This is a genomic window from Flaviramulus sp. BrNp1-15 (assembly GCF_022259695.1).
Classification (GTDB): domain Bacteria; phylum Bacteroidota; class Bacteroidia; order Flavobacteriales; family Flavobacteriaceae; genus BrNp1-15.
In genome coordinates this window covers 442,658-459,669 of the sequence record NZ_CP092099.1, presented here as the reverse complement: position 1 = coordinate 459,669, position 17,012 = coordinate 442,658, and the positions used below count along the sequence as shown (strand labels likewise).

At 29.3% G+C, this 17,012-nt stretch carries 16 protein-coding genes; all 16 read right to left on the bottom strand.

Translation table 11 applies throughout. The features are described 5' to 3' along the window. From MBM09_RS01980 to rfbC, 16 genes are read right to left on the bottom strand one after another with little or no spacing between them, the layout of a single operon-like run. Positions 1–987 carry a UDP-glucuronic acid decarboxylase family protein gene (locus MBM09_RS01980; RefSeq protein ID WP_238675173.1) on the bottom strand — a complete coding sequence of 329 codons (987 nt, stop codon included), beginning with the start codon at positions 985–987 and terminating at the stop codon, positions 1–3. Positions 988–1,001: 14 nt separating this feature from the next. Then, positions 1,002–2,405, bottom strand: a complete 1,404-nt coding sequence (locus MBM09_RS01975; protein ID WP_238675172.1) for a UDP-glucose 6-dehydrogenase — start codon at positions 2,403–2,405, stop codon at positions 1,002–1,004. Between the two features lie 39 nt (positions 2,406–2,444). Beyond that, positions 2,445–3,575, bottom strand: a complete 1,131-nt coding sequence (locus tag MBM09_RS01970) for a glycosyltransferase (protein WP_238675171.1) — start codon at positions 3,573–3,575, stop codon at positions 2,445–2,447. A 6-nt stretch (positions 3,576–3,581) separates the two neighbouring features. After that, complete coding sequence (locus MBM09_RS01965) at positions 3,582–4,736, bottom strand: O-antigen ligase (protein ID WP_238675170.1); 1,155 nt, start codon at positions 4,734–4,736, stop codon at positions 3,582–3,584. Between the two features lie 56 nt (positions 4,737–4,792). Next, positions 4,793–5,893: a glycosyltransferase gene (locus tag MBM09_RS01960; protein ID WP_238675169.1), complete on the bottom strand. Its 1,101-nt coding sequence runs from the start codon at positions 5,891–5,893 to the stop codon at positions 4,793–4,795. Further along, positions 5,886–7,217 carry an O-antigen ligase family protein gene (locus MBM09_RS01955; protein ID WP_238675168.1) on the bottom strand — a complete coding sequence of 444 codons (1,332 nt, stop codon included), beginning with the start codon at positions 7,215–7,217 and terminating at the stop codon, positions 5,886–5,888. The genes MBM09_RS01960 and MBM09_RS01955 overlap by 8 nt, the downstream gene beginning before the upstream one ends. After that, complete coding sequence (locus MBM09_RS01950; RefSeq protein WP_238675167.1) at positions 7,205–8,212, bottom strand: glycosyltransferase family A protein; 1,008 nt, start codon at positions 8,210–8,212, stop codon at positions 7,205–7,207. The genes MBM09_RS01955 and MBM09_RS01950 overlap by 13 nt, the downstream gene beginning before the upstream one ends. 34 nt (positions 8,213–8,246) lie before the next feature. Continuing rightward, positions 8,247–9,686, bottom strand: coding sequence for a lipopolysaccharide biosynthesis protein (locus MBM09_RS01945; protein WP_238675166.1), 1,440 nt, complete (start codon positions 9,684–9,686; stop codon positions 8,247–8,249). Between the two features lie 6 nt (positions 9,687–9,692). Further along, a complete protein-coding gene (locus MBM09_RS01940) occupies positions 9,693–10,637 on the bottom strand; it encodes a glycosyltransferase family 2 protein (protein ID WP_238675165.1) in 945 nt (314 codons plus the stop codon). After that, positions 10,634–11,503, bottom strand: coding sequence for an NAD(P)-dependent oxidoreductase (locus MBM09_RS01935; protein WP_238675164.1), 870 nt, complete (start codon positions 11,501–11,503; stop codon positions 10,634–10,636). The genes MBM09_RS01940 and MBM09_RS01935 overlap by 4 nt, the downstream gene beginning before the upstream one ends. A 1-nt stretch (position 11,504) precedes the next feature. Then, positions 11,505–12,830 carry a lipopolysaccharide biosynthesis protein RfbH gene (rfbH, locus tag MBM09_RS01930; RefSeq protein WP_238675163.1) on the bottom strand — a complete coding sequence of 442 codons (1,326 nt, stop codon included), beginning with the start codon at positions 12,828–12,830 and terminating at the stop codon, positions 11,505–11,507. 4 nt (positions 12,831–12,834) lie between these two features. Beyond that, the gene (gene rfbG / locus MBM09_RS01925; protein ID WP_238675162.1) at positions 12,835–13,911 is read right to left on the bottom strand and encodes a CDP-glucose 4,6-dehydratase; all 1,077 of its coding nucleotides are present in this window, start codon (positions 13,909–13,911) and stop codon (positions 12,835–12,837) included. Further along, a complete protein-coding gene (gene rfbF / locus MBM09_RS01920) occupies positions 13,899–14,675 on the bottom strand; it encodes a glucose-1-phosphate cytidylyltransferase (RefSeq protein ID WP_238675161.1) in 777 nt (258 codons plus the stop codon). The genes rfbG and rfbF overlap by 13 nt, the downstream gene beginning before the upstream one ends. Positions 14,676–14,688: 13 nt before the next feature. Further along, positions 14,689–15,678 carry an FAD-binding oxidoreductase gene (locus MBM09_RS01915; RefSeq protein WP_238675160.1) on the bottom strand — a complete coding sequence of 330 codons (990 nt, stop codon included), beginning with the start codon at positions 15,676–15,678 and terminating at the stop codon, positions 14,689–14,691. Next, the gene (rfbD, locus tag MBM09_RS01910) at positions 15,671–16,471 is read right to left on the bottom strand and encodes a dTDP-4-dehydrorhamnose reductase (RefSeq protein WP_370569715.1); all 801 of its coding nucleotides are present in this window, start codon (positions 16,469–16,471) and stop codon (positions 15,671–15,673) included. Before rfbD ends, MBM09_RS01915 begins: the two co-directional genes overlap by 8 nt. Then, complete coding sequence (rfbC, locus tag MBM09_RS01905; protein ID WP_238675159.1) at positions 16,468–17,010, bottom strand: dTDP-4-dehydrorhamnose 3,5-epimerase; 543 nt, start codon at positions 17,008–17,010, stop codon at positions 16,468–16,470. The genes rfbD and rfbC overlap by 4 nt, the downstream gene beginning before the upstream one ends. Positions 17,011–17,012 lie beyond the last annotated feature (2 nt).

Here is a 17,012-nt window from a genome sequence, read left to right as displayed (position 1 = left end):
TTATTTTTTTATATGATCTTTAAAATCTTTATGGTCACTTTTGAATAACTCTTCTTTAGATAAATTTTTAAAATAATCAAATGTTATTTTCATTCCTTCAACTCTATCTACTTTCGGTTCCCATCCTAGTAGCTTTTTAGCAAGACTAATATCTGGTTGTCTTTGTAAAGGATCATTAACAGGAAGGTCTTTGTAAATTATTTTTTGGGTAGTACCAGTTAATTTTATAACCTCTTCAGCAAAATCACTAATTGAAATCTCATGTGGATTTCCTATGTTCACTGGATAAGGATAATCACTTAACAACAATCTGTAAATTCCTTCCACTTGATCGTCTACATAACAAAATGAACGTGTTTGAGAGCCATCACCAAAAACGGTTAAATCCTCCCCACGAAGTGCTTGCCCCATAAATGCTGGAATTACTCTGCCATCATTCAGTCTCATTCTTGGTCCATAAGTGTTAAAAATACGAACAATCCTTGTTTCAACACTATGAAACCTATGATATGCCATGGTTATAGACTCTTGAAAGCGTTTTGCTTCATCATAAACACCTCGGGGTCCAATTGTATTTACGTTACCGTAATAATCTTCAGTTTGTGGATGTACTAATGGGTCTCCATATACTTCTGAAGTAGATGCAATTAAAATTCGTGCGCTTTTAGCTTTTGCCAAACCTAATAGATTGTGTGTGCCTAATGAGCCAACCTTTAATGTCTGTATTGGTATTTTTAAATAGTCTATAGGACTTGCTGGGGATGCAAAATGTAGAATATAGTCTAACGCACCTTCAATTTTAATAAACTCAGTTACATCATGCTCTATAAATTCAAAGTCTGGATTTTCTATTAAATGTTCAAGGTTTTTTTTATCGCCAGTAATGAAATTATCCATTCCAATAACATGATAACCCTCTTTTATAAATCTATCACATAAATGCGAACCTAAAAAACCCGCTGCACCAGTTATAAGAATTTTTTTCATTTTACTTTTTTATACTAAACTTTCGCTCCACTACCTATTTTGTAACATAGAAAACCTATTTTTTCTAGTAATTTAATATCTAAAATCCCTCTTCCATCAAAAACAAAGGCCGGCTTATGCATATTATCGTATATTTTTTGCCAATCGTAAGTTTTAAACTCATCCCATTCAGTTAATACTGCAATTGCATGCGAATCTTTAGCAGCTTCATAAGGACTAGATTGCCCTTTTAATAGCTTTCGATTTTGTTCTGAACTACGCGTGTTTAAATAGTCTAAATCTGCATAAATACGTTCTGTATTAACTTTAGGGTCATAAACATCAATCTCTGCTTGTTCATTTAATAAATTATCAGCTACTTTTATTGCTGCAGATTCACGTGTATCGTTAGTATTTTTTTTAAACGCCCAACCAAAAAATGCTATTTTCTTTCCTGAAACAGTATTATATAATGTGCTTACAATGTTATCTGAAAATCTATTCTTTTGATAATCATTTATGAGAATAACTTGTTCCCAATAATCTGCCACTTCATTTAAACCATAAGTTTTAGCAATATAAACCAAATTTAAAATGTCTTTTTGAAAACAAGAACCACCAAATCCTACGGAAGCCTTAAGGAATTTTGATCCTATTCTACTATCCATTCCAATGGCTTTAGAAACTTCGTTTATATCTGCTCCTGTTTTTTCACAAATAACAGACATTGCATTGATTGAGGATACACGTTGCGCCAAAAAAGCATTAGCAGTAAGTTTAGACAGCTCTGATGACCAAACATTAGTTGTTAATATGCGTTCATTAGGAACCCAATTAGCATATACGTCAACTAATGCGTTAATAGCTTTTTGTCCTTCTTCACTATTATCACCTCCAATTAAAACTCTATCTGGTTTCAATAAGTCTTCTACTGCAGTTCCTTCAGCCAAAAATTCAGGATTTGATAGTATTTGAAACCGAACACCATTGCCTGTGTTTTCTAAAATGTTTTTTATAGCTGATGCTGTTCTTACTGGTAGAGTTGATTTTTCAACAACTATTTTATCTTGTTTTGCAACTCTGGCTATTTGACGTGCACATAACTCGATGTATTTTAAATCAGCCGCCATTCCTTTTCCTTTTCCATAGGTTTTAGTGGGCGTATTAACCGATATAAAAATCATATCAGCCTCGTCTATAGCCTTATCAATATCTGTAGAGAAAAACAAATTTCTTCCTCTGGCTTCTTTAACAACCACATCTAAACCCGGTTCGAATACTGGTAATTTATTTAAATCGTTATCGTTCCACGCGGCTATTCTTGATGCATTAATATCAACAATGGTAACTTTTATGTTTGGACATTTTTGCGCAACAACCGCCATGGTTGGTCCTCCTACGTAGCCTGCTCCTATGCAGCAGATAGTTTTTATTTTCATTAGTATATTTTAAGGTTACAAACGTACAAAACAAATATATTATATAAGATTTTCTTTGCTTTCTTTAAAGCTTTTATATTTGCTTAAAATAAATTCTTTTATTTCACTTTCAAACCTTTCTTTTGAAAATCTTATTGCATTTTCTCTTATCTCTTTATAATCAAAAGTTCGTGTTTCAAATTCATTAACCGCATTAATTATACTTTCTTCTTCTTGCTTATAGAAAAAAATGCCCGTTTTGTTTTTTATAATTGTTTCTAAAACACCTCCTTTTCCAAACGCAATTACCGGAGTGCCACATGCCTGAGCTTCCACTGGAACAATACCAAAATCTTCTTCTGCAGCAAAAACAAAGGCCTTTGCTTTTTCTAAATATTGACTTAATTCATTACTTTTAATAAAACCCAATAACTCAATATTTTGATTAGCTATTTTTTTTATTTTATTAAACTCAGGTCCATCTCCAGAAACTATTAATTTTTTGTTTGGTATCTTATTAAAAGCTCTTACAATTAATTCCATTTTTTTGTATGAAACCATTCTTGACCCCGTAAAATAATAGTCGTCTTTTTTCTCAACCAATCTAAAATTATTAACATCCACAGGAGGATATATAACAATACTATCTCTATTATAAATTTTCTTTATTCTCTTAGCTACGTATTTTGAATTTGCAATAAAGTAATCTACTCTATTTGATGAGATAATATCCCAAATTCTCATTTTATGCAAAACATATTTTGCATAAATACCCTTTATGCCTGTTAAATTAGATTCCTTTAAGTATTGATGATATAAATCCCAAGCGTATCGCATTGGAGAGTGACAATAGCATATATGAAGTTGATTTTGATTGGTTAAAACGCCCTTTGCAATTGAAGCTGATGAGCTTAAGACCAAGTCGTATTCATTTAGATTAAATTGTTCAATCGCATTTGGAAATAATTGTAAAAATTTTCTATGATTAGATTTTGAGGTTGGCAACTTTTGAATGAAAGAGGTGTTTGTCTTTTTATTATTTCCTGTAAATATTACCTCTCTGTCTTTATCTTCTAAATAATCAATTAATGCATAATGATCAAAATCTGGCCAAATATTATTAAACGATTGAATCACCTTCTCAGCTCCTCCATTTACATAATACCAATCATGAATTAATGCTTTTTTCATATACGATTAAATTTTAATTGCTTTGTCTTTAAAAGTTTTCATAGTAAAGAATATAGATATAAAATTAAAAAAAATAATACCTTTAATTATACTTAACATAGACTCTGTTGATATAGCAATAGCAAAAACAAGAACAAAGAGGAAATAATATATATTAAAATTTTTATAAAGTGGTGAAAATATTAAAACAAATAAGCTTAACAATCCCATTACTCCTAAATCGATATAATCCTTCAAATATTGATTGTGTAAATCTACTCCTTTGTAATTGATTCTCGTATCATTAATATTGTGTATTATTTCAGAAAAGTAAACAGCTCCCCCACCCAATCCCTCGCCTAATATGAAGTGATTTGCTTTTATTTTGTCGAGGGCATAAGGCCAGAGAAAAAATCTATCATCATTAAAAACCCTACTAAATTTACTTAATAAAAATCCCGATTGAAACATAAAAATAAATAGAAATAAAAAAAGTAACAATAAAAAAAAATAAGTTGTTCTTGTTTTATTATTTATACGAACATTTTTTAAATGTGAAAAAACTATTGCAATTAAAACTAAAAATTGACATATTAAGGCATTTCTTGCGCTTAAATACACTAGATAAGTTGTCAAATAAAATATTGCTAGTACACTTAGAACAAATTTCTTTTTATTGATTGCTGATAAGATATTTTCTGATAAAATTATAGTTGCGGTCACAATAAACAAGCCAAAATAGGTCGGGTGAAAACCAATTAAATGAGGAAACTTCCATTGCAAATAATTTTTGTTCATCGTCAATAAAAACACTTTTTCATTTACACTAAAATTCAATAATAAAATCAGAGACCATATTGAAATAATAACAACTCCAATCACAAACACATTCCCATAAAAACGAATTTTGAGACTATCCCAATTATTAAAAACCATAATAACTGGAATAATTACAAACGGTATAAGCCTTTCCAATTGTTTAAGCGCATTAGCTTTATCTTCTGTGAATAAAAACCCTGCAAAAAAAGTTAATACGTAAAGAAGATAAGGGTAAAATATTTTTTTCTTCTCCTTAAAGTAACTAAAATCTCTTTCAAACACAATCCAAAACAATGAACATAATATCAAGAAATATGGTATCAGTTTAATTGAAAACAAACCAATGAATATAGTTAAATTCATTAATAGTATATTAATGAAACTTGAATTAAGATATGGCTTAAAAAATTTAATCATATTCAATGAAAATCTTTTTTGTCTAAAACTACTTCCTTATAAATGTTTTCTGTAGAACTTACCATTTTATAAAGATTAAATCTATTTTCAAAATCAACTATGGTATTTTTAGACATTCTCTGGTAAATATCATCTTGATGAACAAGTTTTTTTAATAATTCTTTAACTTGTTCTAGGTTTCCTTCCTCAAAAAGGTAACCGTTAAAACCTTCAACAACCACCTCATTATTACCAATCACATTAGTTGCTACAATTGGTATTCCTAAGGACTCAGCTTCTAAAAGAGTAAGAGGGAGGCCTTCCCCTCTAGAAGTAGAAAGAAAGATTGGTTTTTCACGGTGTATTTGATTAAAGGGATTTCTATTAAACCCAAAAAACTCAATATTACTTACATCTTCAACAATTGCTTTTCTTTCTAAAATGCCTTTTTCTTCTCCATCACCTATCCAAAGAAAATCAAAACACTTTAAATTCTTAGCAACTTGAAATGCAAATTCCATATTCTTCTCCGGAGAAAACCTAACTATTGACACAATTTGTATTCCTTTCTTTTTTTTATTATTTGAAATATGAGGAGTTATAACTCCATTGTAGATTACAATGATTTTGAATTTGTTTTTTAATTTAAAATATTTTACAGCAAGTTCTTTCTCTCCATTTGATACGGCGACATAAAGGTTTGTAAAATGTTTCAAAATTCTTTCTATATATATATTTCTTAATTTACTTTTAAAACTTTTTGCTTTTAAAACACTACCAACTCCGTGAAAGGTATGTACTACTAAATATTTTCTAAAAATGCTCTTTAGTAACCTAGAATATAAACCAGCCCCTTTACCATGAGAATGAATAACTGTAATATCCTTTTTCTTTAAAAATGCACAAATATTAAAAAATGATTTTACAGAAAATTTCCTAAATGGAATCTCAATTATTGATTCAATCTTCTTATTATTTTTCCATTCATCATATAATTCACCTTGTTTTGGACACACCAAAAAAACTTTAAAATACTGTAAATTAATATTATTAATCAATAAATCTAAATGAATGGGGCCTCCTCCAATATCTGCTCTACTCGTGATATACAAAATATTAATCATTATTAAATTTATTTGCATTAGAACAATAGAAATAAACCAAACCTAATTGCGTCATTAATAACTCGGCTATAATTGAACCGCCAGTAAAGTTTGTAAAAAATAATCCTATAACAAACGAAGAAAGAAATGACCCTACTTTCAAGTTTCTAAACTTTCTAAACTGAAGATATAATCCTAAGAAAAAAAGCAACAAAAACATTAATGAAAATATACCACCGTAACTAGTAAACATTAAAAATAGATTTTCTGGGACAGTAACATATTTTCCCCCTGTAACATAAGCGTAACTATCTATCTGCTCAGAAAACCTTGAGGGGTTGTAACCAAAACCTATAAAAAAAGATAGAGGGTTCAAAACAAGCATAGATATTATAATTTTCCATGTATTAAAACGAACATTAATACTCCCATCACCTCCATGCTCTTTAAAACCTTTAATAGAGTTAGAGATTTTATTTATAATTGATAATTCTATTTCATAATAATAAATTAACCAACCTCCAATTAAAATACAGAAAACAATAATACTACCAAAGTAAATAAGATTATTAATATTAAATTTTTTAAATAACAATTTCCTCAAAAAAAACATTAAGAAAACAATTATTATTAATAAAAAGGTTTCTCTAGAAGTTAAAAGCATAATATTTATAAAACAAAGTGTCAAAACAATCTTTGATTTAGCAATTCCTAATCCTTTATTAATAATATTTGATAGATTAAGAATTGAAATTAAAACTAAATAACTCCCATAAATACCATGGTTATTAGAAATAACTCCTACATTAAAATTTGACAAATCTAAGTATCTATTTGTGAAACCTGTTGGCATATTATAGGCAGAATAAGTTGCGATTTTGATAAATTGACTCCAACTTAAATTATGATGTAAGCTTCTATTATAAATAAAAAATATCAATGTAGCTAATATTAAAAGTATTGTAATATTGTTTATCTTATTTAAAAAATCAACCTTATAATAATCAGCAATAGCCAACAGGGAAATCAAATAAATTGAATATTTAAATAGCTTCAAAAGCCCTACGGAGTCAACAACATAAAAAAAAGATAAAAGTGTTGAAAAAATCATAATAAAAATCCCCAGCAATAAGCATATATATGGTAAAGTAATTCTTGAAAATTTAGCGGTAAACTTATTCTTAAAAACGAAATATACTACAATAAAGACTGGCAACAACAAATCTTGTGGTAACAGCATTACAGATGAAGAAACTTTAATTTTAATAGAAATAGGTATCAAAAGTAATAATATGAAAATATTTTTCTGAGCCCATTTGAAAGTACTTAAATTTAATCTCTCCATAATAATTTATTATAATTATTACTACTCAGTATCTTACTCAAGTAATTTAAAATCCTATTGAAATTAAAAAACAAGAGTTCAAAAATTATATGTTTATTAAAAATCTTATGTTTATTTAGACTTTTAAAAAGGTCTATTTTTATTTTTTCTATATTGGAAAGTTCAAGATTTTTTTCTATTTTAATTATCCTTAACTGTAAATTAGAATCTGAAGGGATTTCATCTAATATGCTTATCAGTAAATAATAAGTTCTTTTCAAATATTTCTTATACTTTTCATCTTTTATCATCATCAATGTTTGCTCTAAATAAAGTATGTATCCTGTAATCTGTTTTTTTATTTTATCAATATTTACTTCTTTAGATCTACTGAAATTGTAAAACGAATCCGTTTTTGATAAAGGGAAATACTTGTAAACTACACCATTAAATAAAAGAGCTCTAGTATGAATTTCTACATCTTGAAGCCTAGGAAATATTTCATTAAACCCATTAATTTTAAGTAAAAAACTTCTCTTCCATAAAGGGCTCATAGTTTGCCATGGATAACAGCCAATTAAAAAATCGCGTAATGGGTCTTTACTATATCTTGTTAACAGCATAGTTCTTTTTCCAATAATGGCGGTATTAAAAACTCCAAAGTCCAAAGCGGGGTTTTCTTTCATATTATTAATTCTATCTTCCAAACAATTTGGACTAACAAAATCATCTGCATCTAAAAACATTATGTATTTACCTGTTGATGCTTTCAAACCTTGATTTCTACAAACACTACCCCCTTTGTTTTTTGTATTCCTTAACATTATGGAAAAACGGTAATCATTGCTAATAAATTCATTAACAATGGTCATTGTCGAATCAACAGAATGATCATCAATTATTATACACTCAAACTTTTTATAAGTTTGAGCCATGAGCGAATTAATCGTTTTAATTATTGTGCCCGCGGCGTTAAAACAGGGTATAACGATTGATATTTCAAAATTTGAGTTCAATATTTTTATTGTTTTGAGATAATAATTAAAACGCTCAAAAGTACTTATCCTTTATTTTATCGCAAACAAAAAGAATATACTTTTTTTTCATAATAAAGGCGCCAATAACAAGAGATAAGAATAATAAAAATCCTTTATAAATTAGCATTATTATAGCGGTAAAATCAATTTTTACTAAAAAATAAAAAAATAAAAACAGAACTACTGCACTAACAAAACCTATTTTAAAAAATTTCAAAAAGTGCAATGCATTTTTTTTAAAGCCCATTTTGAATAAAAAAAAGAAACCTTGGAGAAAGTTTAACAAAAAAGCTATTAAAAGTCCATAAGCAATAAATTCTAAATCTTTAAACACTAAGACTCCAACTAAAATTGCAGTTACCATAAATACAGACGATATAAAACCTGAATAAAACAGCAAATTTGTCTTCCCTAGAGCTTGAAATACTGCTCCAGTACTTGAAAGTGTCATTTGAATCCATACTGTTAAAGCCAGTATTTTAAATATTGGAACACTCTCTTTCCATTGACTTCCATACATTAAATAAATTATCTCATCTGCTGAGAAATATAGAAAAACAGATAAAGGCATTCCTATAAAGGCCAGTATTTCTAAAATATTTTTATAACTGTTATAAATAACTTCAGGTTCATTTTGATATTCAGATAAAATGGGGTGAAGTACTGGTGTTATTACATTAGTGAGGTTTTGAACAGGGTACAACATAAGCCTATAAGCCCTATCATAAAACCCTAAACTGGCAGCCCCTAAATACTTTCCAATAAGAATATTATCCAAATTTCTAGAAAAAAAATTGATAAAATTAAATGCAAATTGAAATGATGAGTAAACCATAATCATCTTCATTCCTTGAAAATTAAAGCTTGTAGAAATTTTTAGTTTGGAATTATAAAAATTTATGCAAAATAGCATTATTGACTTAAATATTGCTCTATTAATTAAACTAAAATATCCGTAACCATGATATGCCTGATAAATTGCTATAATTCCTGTAATAACATTTGCAAATACAATAGTTCCTTCTACTTTTAAAAATTTCTTCTCTTTTCTAATTATAGCTTGCGGTACAATTTCTAGGGTAAAAAAGAATATTGCTATCGATAAATACTTACCAATTTTTATATAATCATCATTATTATAAAAATTTGCAATAGGGTACGATATAAATGAGAATATGATACTTGTTATAAGCCCTATTAAAATAGTATAATTGAAAATAGACTGAACATGCTTTTTTTCAAGTTTTTTATTTTGAATAATAGCAGTGCCAATTCCAATATCACTCAACAAATTAAAAAAAGAAGTAAAAACTAAAATAACCGCTACAATACCAAACTCATTTGGTGTAAGTAACCTTGCTAAAACAGCTCCTATTCCTAATTCAAAAAAAACATTTGAATATTTTGAGATAAAGGTGATTATAAATCCCTTTTTTATTTCATTATTGATCAAATTAATTTAGTTTAAAATATTCTTCATTTTTCGATAGAAATAAACAAGTAATCCTACAAATGGGAAAAATAATCTAAAAAAGAAAGTAGAATTTTTAGAAAACCAAATACAATAAAAAGCATTAAAAAATCCCTTAGGCCCTAAATTTTCATAATATTCTAATCTCCATGATTGCTTTGTATAAAAATATAATTGCAGCAGACCTTTTTGTAATAGGTTTACATTTAACTTTTTATAATTATCAAAAACTTCATTTAACAACCCATCTTTACCATAGCCCCAATCCTTATTTTCTTGTCCTGGTTGAGTAACTTTTACTGGGAACTTTGTGAAATGATAAGTATTACCATGTAAACAACTATAAGCAACAAAATAAATGAATAAATAAATGTTATTTACTTTATGAGTAATATATGAATCATAAAGACCTTCACGTTTTAAAACCAAGCCACTTAACTGATGACCTCTCCACGAATTTATGAAACAATTATAAAATCCACCTTTTGTTAATTTGTTCGCAAAGTTAAAATCTCTGCCGCCTTCTAAACTCTCTCCTGAAGTGTTAATTGCGACAAAGCTTGGTATTATACAATGTACATTAGTGTTTGTTTGAATATATTCAACTACGCCTTTTAAATAAGAAAATTCTAAAAAATCATCATCTCCCAAATACATTATATATTCTCCTTGAGCCTCGTTTAAAACAAAAAGCGCGTTTTTTTGTAATCCAATATTTTTATTTTGGGAAAAATATCTCAATTTTAAATCGGGATAATTATCTAAATAAGAAGTTATAATTTGATCTGTATTATCAGTAGAACAGTTATTTGATACAATTATTTCAATTTCATGAAACTTTTTAAGTTTAAATATGAAACTTTTTAAACTTTCTAAATTTTTTAATAAAAATTTAGATCTATTATATGTGGGTATTAAAATAGATAATTTCACTTAGTATCATTAATTAATTTAATTAATCCCTGCTCTGTCGAAAACTTAGGTTGCCATCCTAAAGATTTTAACTTTGATATATCAGCCCTTGAACTCATAATTTCATTATCTCTATATTCAAGTTCCCCAAACCTTAGATCTGTATTTGAATTTGTAATCGACTTAATTTTTAAAAGAAAGCCTTTAACAGATAGTGGCATTCCAGTACCTACCTCATACTCACAAAAGTTATGATCCTCCTTATCGAACAAATCTAAAACTAAAGAATAAGCGGATACAACATCCTCAATATAGATAAAATCTCTTGTTTGTTCTCCATAAGTTGTATCAATATAAGGCACATTATCAGTCATAAATTTTATCATTTTAGGAACAAATTTGCTAATAGCATCATTAGGTCCATACATATGATATATTTTCATATTTATAATCTTGCAAGTCTTGGCTTGAATTAGTTTTAGCCAGTCAATTACATGTTTTTTTGACAATGTGTATTCTGGTAAAAAAGAGTAATTATATTTTGGATTATTAAAAAAACTATCTGTATTTAAAAACACTTCCACATTATTCTTGATTGCTAATTCGTAAAGATCTATAGGTAAAACAACATTAGTATTTAATACTTCTCGTAAAGGCGTATTCTCTCTTTTATATACTGTTGCAGTATGAATAATACCAAAAATTTTGTTCTCCTCAAAAACTTTGTCCTTATCGTTAGAGCAATAAACTAAATAATCTTCTCCATAAATCCTGTTTAAATTATTTAATGAGAATTCTAGCCCAATTATTTTGTATTGGATTTTAAGAATACTTGCTAAATGACTTCCTAAAAAACCATTGATTCCTGTTATTAATATAGTTTTCATATTAGAAATTCAACCCAAAAAATTCTTCTAGTTTTTCACCAACAAACTCAAAATGTTCTTTTCCTAATCCTGGATAAATACCTATCCAAAAGGTGTTATTCATGGTAATATCGGTATTGATTAAATCTCCAACAATACGATATTCTAAATCTTTAAAATATGGTTGCTTCGTAAGGTTACCCGCAAACAATAATCTAGATCCTATCTTGTTCTGGTCTAAAAACCTCAATAAATCGACTCTATTTATTTCAGACTTTTCTTTTATAGTTAAAGGGAACCCAAACCATGATGGATTACTATCCGGTGTTGCCTCAGGAAGTTCTAAATAATCTGTTAGACTACTTAATCTATCTTTTAATAACCTAAAATTTTCTCTTCGCTTATTTATAAATTCAGTCGCCTTATCAATTTGAGCCAAACCACATGCGGCTTGCATATCTGTGATTTTTAAATTATAACCTAAATGTGAATACACATATTTATGGTCGTACCCAAAAGGCAAATCCCCATGTTTTTGTTCAAAACGACAACCACATGTATTATCACAACCAGGGGCACAGTAGCAATCTCTTCCCCAGTCTCTAAAAGATTCTGCAATTCCTTTTAATTCTGCACTATTTGTAAAAACAGCTCCTCCTTCTCCCATGGTGATATGGTGTGCCGGATAAAAACTTAAGGTAGCAATGTCTCCAAAGGTTCCAACAAGTTGACCTTTATAAGTTGCTCCTAAAGCATCACAACAGTCTTCTACAAGCCATAAATTGTGCTTATCACAAAGTTCTTTAACCTTTCCTAAATTAAAAGGATTACCTAATGTATGTGCTAACATAATAGCCTTTGTTTTAGGTGTAATTGCGGCTTCTATTAAATCAGCATTGATATTGTGAGTCTTAATATCAACATCTACAAAAACAGGTATTGCACCAAATTGAACAATAGGATTTACTGTTGTAGGAAAGCCTGCTGCTACACCAATTACTTCGTCTCCTTTTTTAATAGCTCGATCACCTAGTTTTGAAGAGGTGAGTGTGCTAAAAGCTACTAAATTGGCTGATGAGCCAGAATTAACAGAAAGACAATATTTAACACCTAAGAATTCTGCTAATTTTTTTTCAAAAGCTGTATTAAATCTTCCTGTTGTGAGCCATCCATCTAACGAGGCATCCACCATGTTTTGAATTTCCTCATTACCAAGAACCTTTCCTGAAGGTGGTATAACGGATTCTCCTGGCAAAAAAGCTTTAGGTTTATATGCTTCATCTGTGTATTTTGTTACTAATACAGCTATTTCTTGTCTTATATTTTCTAAAATCTCTTTACTATCCATAAACTTATTCTTTGCTATAACTTTTTATTTCTTTTAGGCATAAATCTTTTGCGTTTTCTCCAGAACGCCATCCTTGGTGCCAATTTACAATTAAATTAAGTGTATACTCTAAGTTCCATTTAGGTGTCAACTTTAATTCTGAAGCCGCTTTAGAACAATCTAACTTTAAATATCCTGCCTCATGTGGGTTATTACTCTCGTCTAGCTCCCATCTTGCATCATTTCCCCAATTAGAAACCATTTTGTCTAAAATCCAATTTACAGGCTTACAATCGTCGTCATTTGGTCCAAAATTCCATGCCTCTGCATAATCATCTCCATATACATATAGATTCTCAGCCAAAACAAGATATGCTGAAAGTGGTTCTAAAACATGTTGCCATGGTCTAGTTGATAATGGATTTCTAACCATAACTGGTTTAGAATTCTGAAAGGCTCTTAAAATATCAGGTATTAATCGGTCATCTGCCCAATCACCTCCTCCAATAACATTTCCTGCTCTTGCTGAGGCTATAGAAGCCATTTCGTCTGTATGAAAAAAAGATTGTCTGTACGCAGAAGTTACCAGTTCTGCACAGCCTTTACTACTACTATAAGGATCATGTCCTCCCATAGGTTCATTTTCTCTATAGCCCCATACCCATTCTTTGTTTTCGTAACATTTGTCAGTTGTAACCGAAATAATTGCTTTTAAGTTCGTGCAATATCTTGCAGCTTCTAAAACATTTACTGTTCCTATAACATTAGTAGTATAAGTTTCTATTGGATTTGAATATGATAGTCTGACGAGCGGTTGTGCGGCCATATGAATTAAAACATCTGGACTGAAAGACTTCATGCTTTTTTTTAAATTATCCAGATTCCGTATATCACCTATTTCTGATTCCATATTGTCTGCCACATTTGCTTCTAAAAAAAGTGCAGGGTCAGTAGCAGGTTCTAATGAATATCCCTTCACAATAGCTCCCATAGATTGCAACCATAGAGACAACCAACTTCCTTTAAACCCTGTGTGTCCCGTTACATAAACTTTTTTTCCCTTCCAGAAAGAAGGATTAACCGTTCCTTTTATTTGTCCCATAACCTCCATGGCGCTTTTTCAGATTCTAATAATTTCTCCAGATAAATTTTATCTCTTAACGTATCCATAGGTTGCCAAAACCCTTCATGTTTAAATGCCATCAATTGATTATCCTTAGCTAGACCTTTTAAAGGCTCTTGCTCCCAAATGGTAGTATCACCCTCTATTCTATCTATCACCTTCGGAGAAAGAACAAAATATCCTCCATTGATAAGCGCGCCGTCTCCTTTTGGTTTTTCTTCAAATTTTAAAATTTGATTACCCTCAATATTCAAAGCACCAAATCTTCCTGGAGGATAAGTTGCTGTTAACGTAGCTTCTTTACCATGCGAAAAATGAAAGTCTATAAGATTTTGAATATTAATATCTGCAACACCATCACCATAGGTAAAACAAAAAGCTTTTTCGTCCTTTAAATATGATAGAACTCTTTTTAATCGTCCTCCTGTCATTGAATTATCTCCAGTATCTACTAACGTAACCGTCCATGGCTCTGCCCGTTTTTCATGAACAATCATCTCATTATCTTTCATTTTAAAAGTTATGTCAGACTGATGCATAAAATAATTGGCGAAATATTCCTTTATTATATAGCCTTTGTATCCACAACAGATAACAAAATCATTAATTCCATATAGGGAATACGTTTTCATAATGTGCCAGAGGATTGGTTTTCCTCCTATTTCAACCATGGGTTTAGGTTTTGTAACCGTTTCTTCACTTAATCGGGTTCCTAATCCTCCTGCTAATATCACTGCTTTCATTCTTCTTTTTTTTTTAATTTGAACTGACAAAAGCATCAGAATAAAAATTGTTCTCTTTTAAGTTATTTTTAATTAATAATATCTTTGCCGACAAAATCATATTGTTTGAACCACAAGCATAAACTACTGCATTTTCAAAATCTATCTCTTGTCTTAACAATATATCTTGTACATATCCTTTCTCACCTTGCCAATCTTCGTTTTCTCTTGACAATACTGGCGTAAATATGAAATTTTTTAAATTAAATTCTGGATTAAAAAAAATGTCTTTTTGATATCTCCCTCCCCAAAATAGCCAAATATTTTTATCATTAAGGTATTCGGGATCTTCATTAAATTCTTCTAATATTGCTTTTACAGGTGCAATACCAGTCCCTGTAGCAAGAAATATAATGTCTTTGATTGAATCATTCTTTCTATAGAAAAATGTGCCCAAAGGCCCTTCTAGTCTTAATAAATCATTAATTTTCGCTTTGGAGAAAAAATAGTCGCTCATTAATCCTCTATTATGTTTTCTGATATAAAATTCTATTTTCTTGTCTTTCCTTGGGATATTAGCAATGGAGTAGCTTCTTTTTATATCTCCTTTTATAATATTCACATACTGCCCTGGTAAGAATTTAAATTTGCTTGAGGGTGGCAATCTAAGGATTAATCTTAGAATATCTGCTCCAATAGTTTCAATTACATCAATTTTAGCTGGTAAAACAGTTGATTTATGAAAATTGACATCTCCTAAATCTTCAATATCCAATTTAATATTTGAAATAGGTTTTGCATTGCATGAAAGCACAAATCCGTCTTTAATCTCGTCCTTTGAAAGAACGAATTCTTCTTGTTCATTAACTACTTCTCCTTCTAAAACTTTCACCTTACAACTCCTGCATCTAGCATTTAAACAGCTGTGCTCTAAAATCAAACCTGCTTGTTCGGAAGCCGCAAGAATATTTGTTTCTGAATCACATGAAAAAACCTTTCCGTTTTTTAATTGAACCTCAAACATTATTTAAATTCGTTTTTAAAACTGTATATTTTGGTCTGCTTGCAAAAGTAACATATTTGTTAGCTTTAACAAGAGTTGTTTTATTAATTAAATTATTCTCTGACAAAATATGTTTAGCAAAATCATACCATGTCATTACTATCCCATCTGAAAAATGCTTGACACCATAATTTCTAAAATCAATAATAATTAAATCAATAATAAATTTTGCTAAACTATCTGTTTCTGTAGGACACCCTGTTTGTTCATTAGTCACAAAAAGTTCCTTTTCTGTTTTTGCTTTTTTTAGAATCGATTTGTAAAAATTTTTTCCATGCTTTTTGCTATAAAGCCACGATGTTCTAATTATAAAATATTTTTTTAGAATATTTTTAATATACTCTTCTCCTAGTAATTTTGATTCTCCGTATTTATTTATCGGATTTGTTAAGTCGGTCTCTAAGTAAGGTTCTTGTTTTTCTCCATCAAACACATAATCTGTTGAAATATGTATTAAAACCACATTACTTGCTTTACAAGATTCTGCTAAATACTTTACTCCTTCTGCATTTATTTTAAATGCTATTTCTGGTGTTTTTTCAGCTTGTTCAACATTCGTATAAGCGGCACAATTTATACAATAATCAAACTTTTTTTGACTAAAAAAGGATTTAACTGATTTGTGATTTGTGATATCTAATTCTGTTTTTGTAACAAAAGTAAAGTCTAGCCCTAATTTGTTTTTTAAGTATAACTCTTCAATTGTTTTTCCTAGTTGACCTCTTGATCCTGTTACTAAAACTTTAATGCTCACTTTAGTTTATTAAATTTTGGTAGTTTTATATCTTTTTCTGAAAGAATTAATTCTTCTTTTGGAAAACCCCAATCAATACTCAAAGAATCATCATTGTAGATAATTCCTCCTTCTGATTCTTTATTATATATATTGTCACATTTATAACTAAAAATGGTGTTGTCTTCTAAAACTAAGAAACCATGGGCAAACCCTCTTGGAACAAATAACTGTTTGTTTTCAACGCCATCTAAAATAATTGAAAAATGCTTCCCGTAAGTAGGAGATTTTTTTCTGATATCTACACACACATCTAAAACTTTTCCTTTAATAACCCTTACCAGTTTAGCTTGCGCAAATTCTCCCTTTTGAAAATGAAGACCACGTAAAACACCTCTCGAAGATTTCGATTGGTTGTCTTGAATAAAGTTAACTGAAGTTCCTGTTAATTGTTCAAATTTATTCTTATTAAAGGATTCGAAAAAATAACCTCTTTCATCAGCAAATACCTTTGGTGTTATTACAAAACACCCTTTCAAAAAAGTTTCTTTAACAATCATGT

Coding starts and splice junctions, on each gene's coding strand:
- MBM09_RS01935 (WP_238675164.1), bottom strand. CDS start 11,503: ATGAAAACTATATTAATAACAGGAATCAATGGTTTTTTAGGAAGTCAT.
- MBM09_RS01915 (WP_238675160.1), bottom strand. CDS start 15,678: ATGTTTGAGGTTCAATTAAAAAACGGAAAGGTTTTTTCATGTGATTCA.
- MBM09_RS01970 (WP_238675171.1), bottom strand. CDS start 3,575: ATGAAAAAAGCATTAATTCATGATTGGTATTATGTAAATGGAGGAGCT.
- rfbG (WP_238675162.1), bottom strand. CDS start 13,911: ATGGGACAAATAAAAGGAACGGTTAATCCTTCTTTCTGGAAGGGAAAA.
- rfbC (WP_238675159.1), bottom strand. CDS start 17,010: ATGATTGTTAAAGAAACTTTTTTGAAAGGGTGTTTTGTAATAACACCA.
- MBM09_RS01980 (WP_238675173.1), bottom strand. CDS start 987: ATGAAAAAAATTCTTATAACTGGTGCAGCGGGTTTTTTAGGTTCGCAT.
- MBM09_RS01965 (WP_238675170.1), bottom strand. CDS start 4,736: ATGAATTTAACTATATTCATTGGTTTGTTTTCAATTAAACTGATACCA.
- MBM09_RS01960 (WP_238675169.1), bottom strand. CDS start 5,893: ATGATTAATATTTTGTATATCACGAGTAGAGCAGATATTGGAGGAGGC.
- MBM09_RS01955 (WP_238675168.1), bottom strand. CDS start 7,217: ATGGAGAGATTAAATTTAAGTACTTTCAAATGGGCTCAGAAAAATATT.
- rfbH (WP_238675163.1), bottom strand. CDS start 12,830: ATGGATAGTAAAGAGATTTTAGAAAATATAAGACAAGAAATAGCTGTA.
- rfbF (WP_238675161.1), bottom strand. CDS start 14,675: ATGAAAGCAGTGATATTAGCAGGAGGATTAGGAACCCGATTAAGTGAA.
- MBM09_RS01975 (WP_238675172.1), bottom strand. CDS start 2,405: ATGAAAATAAAAACTATCTGCTGCATAGGAGCAGGCTACGTAGGAGGA.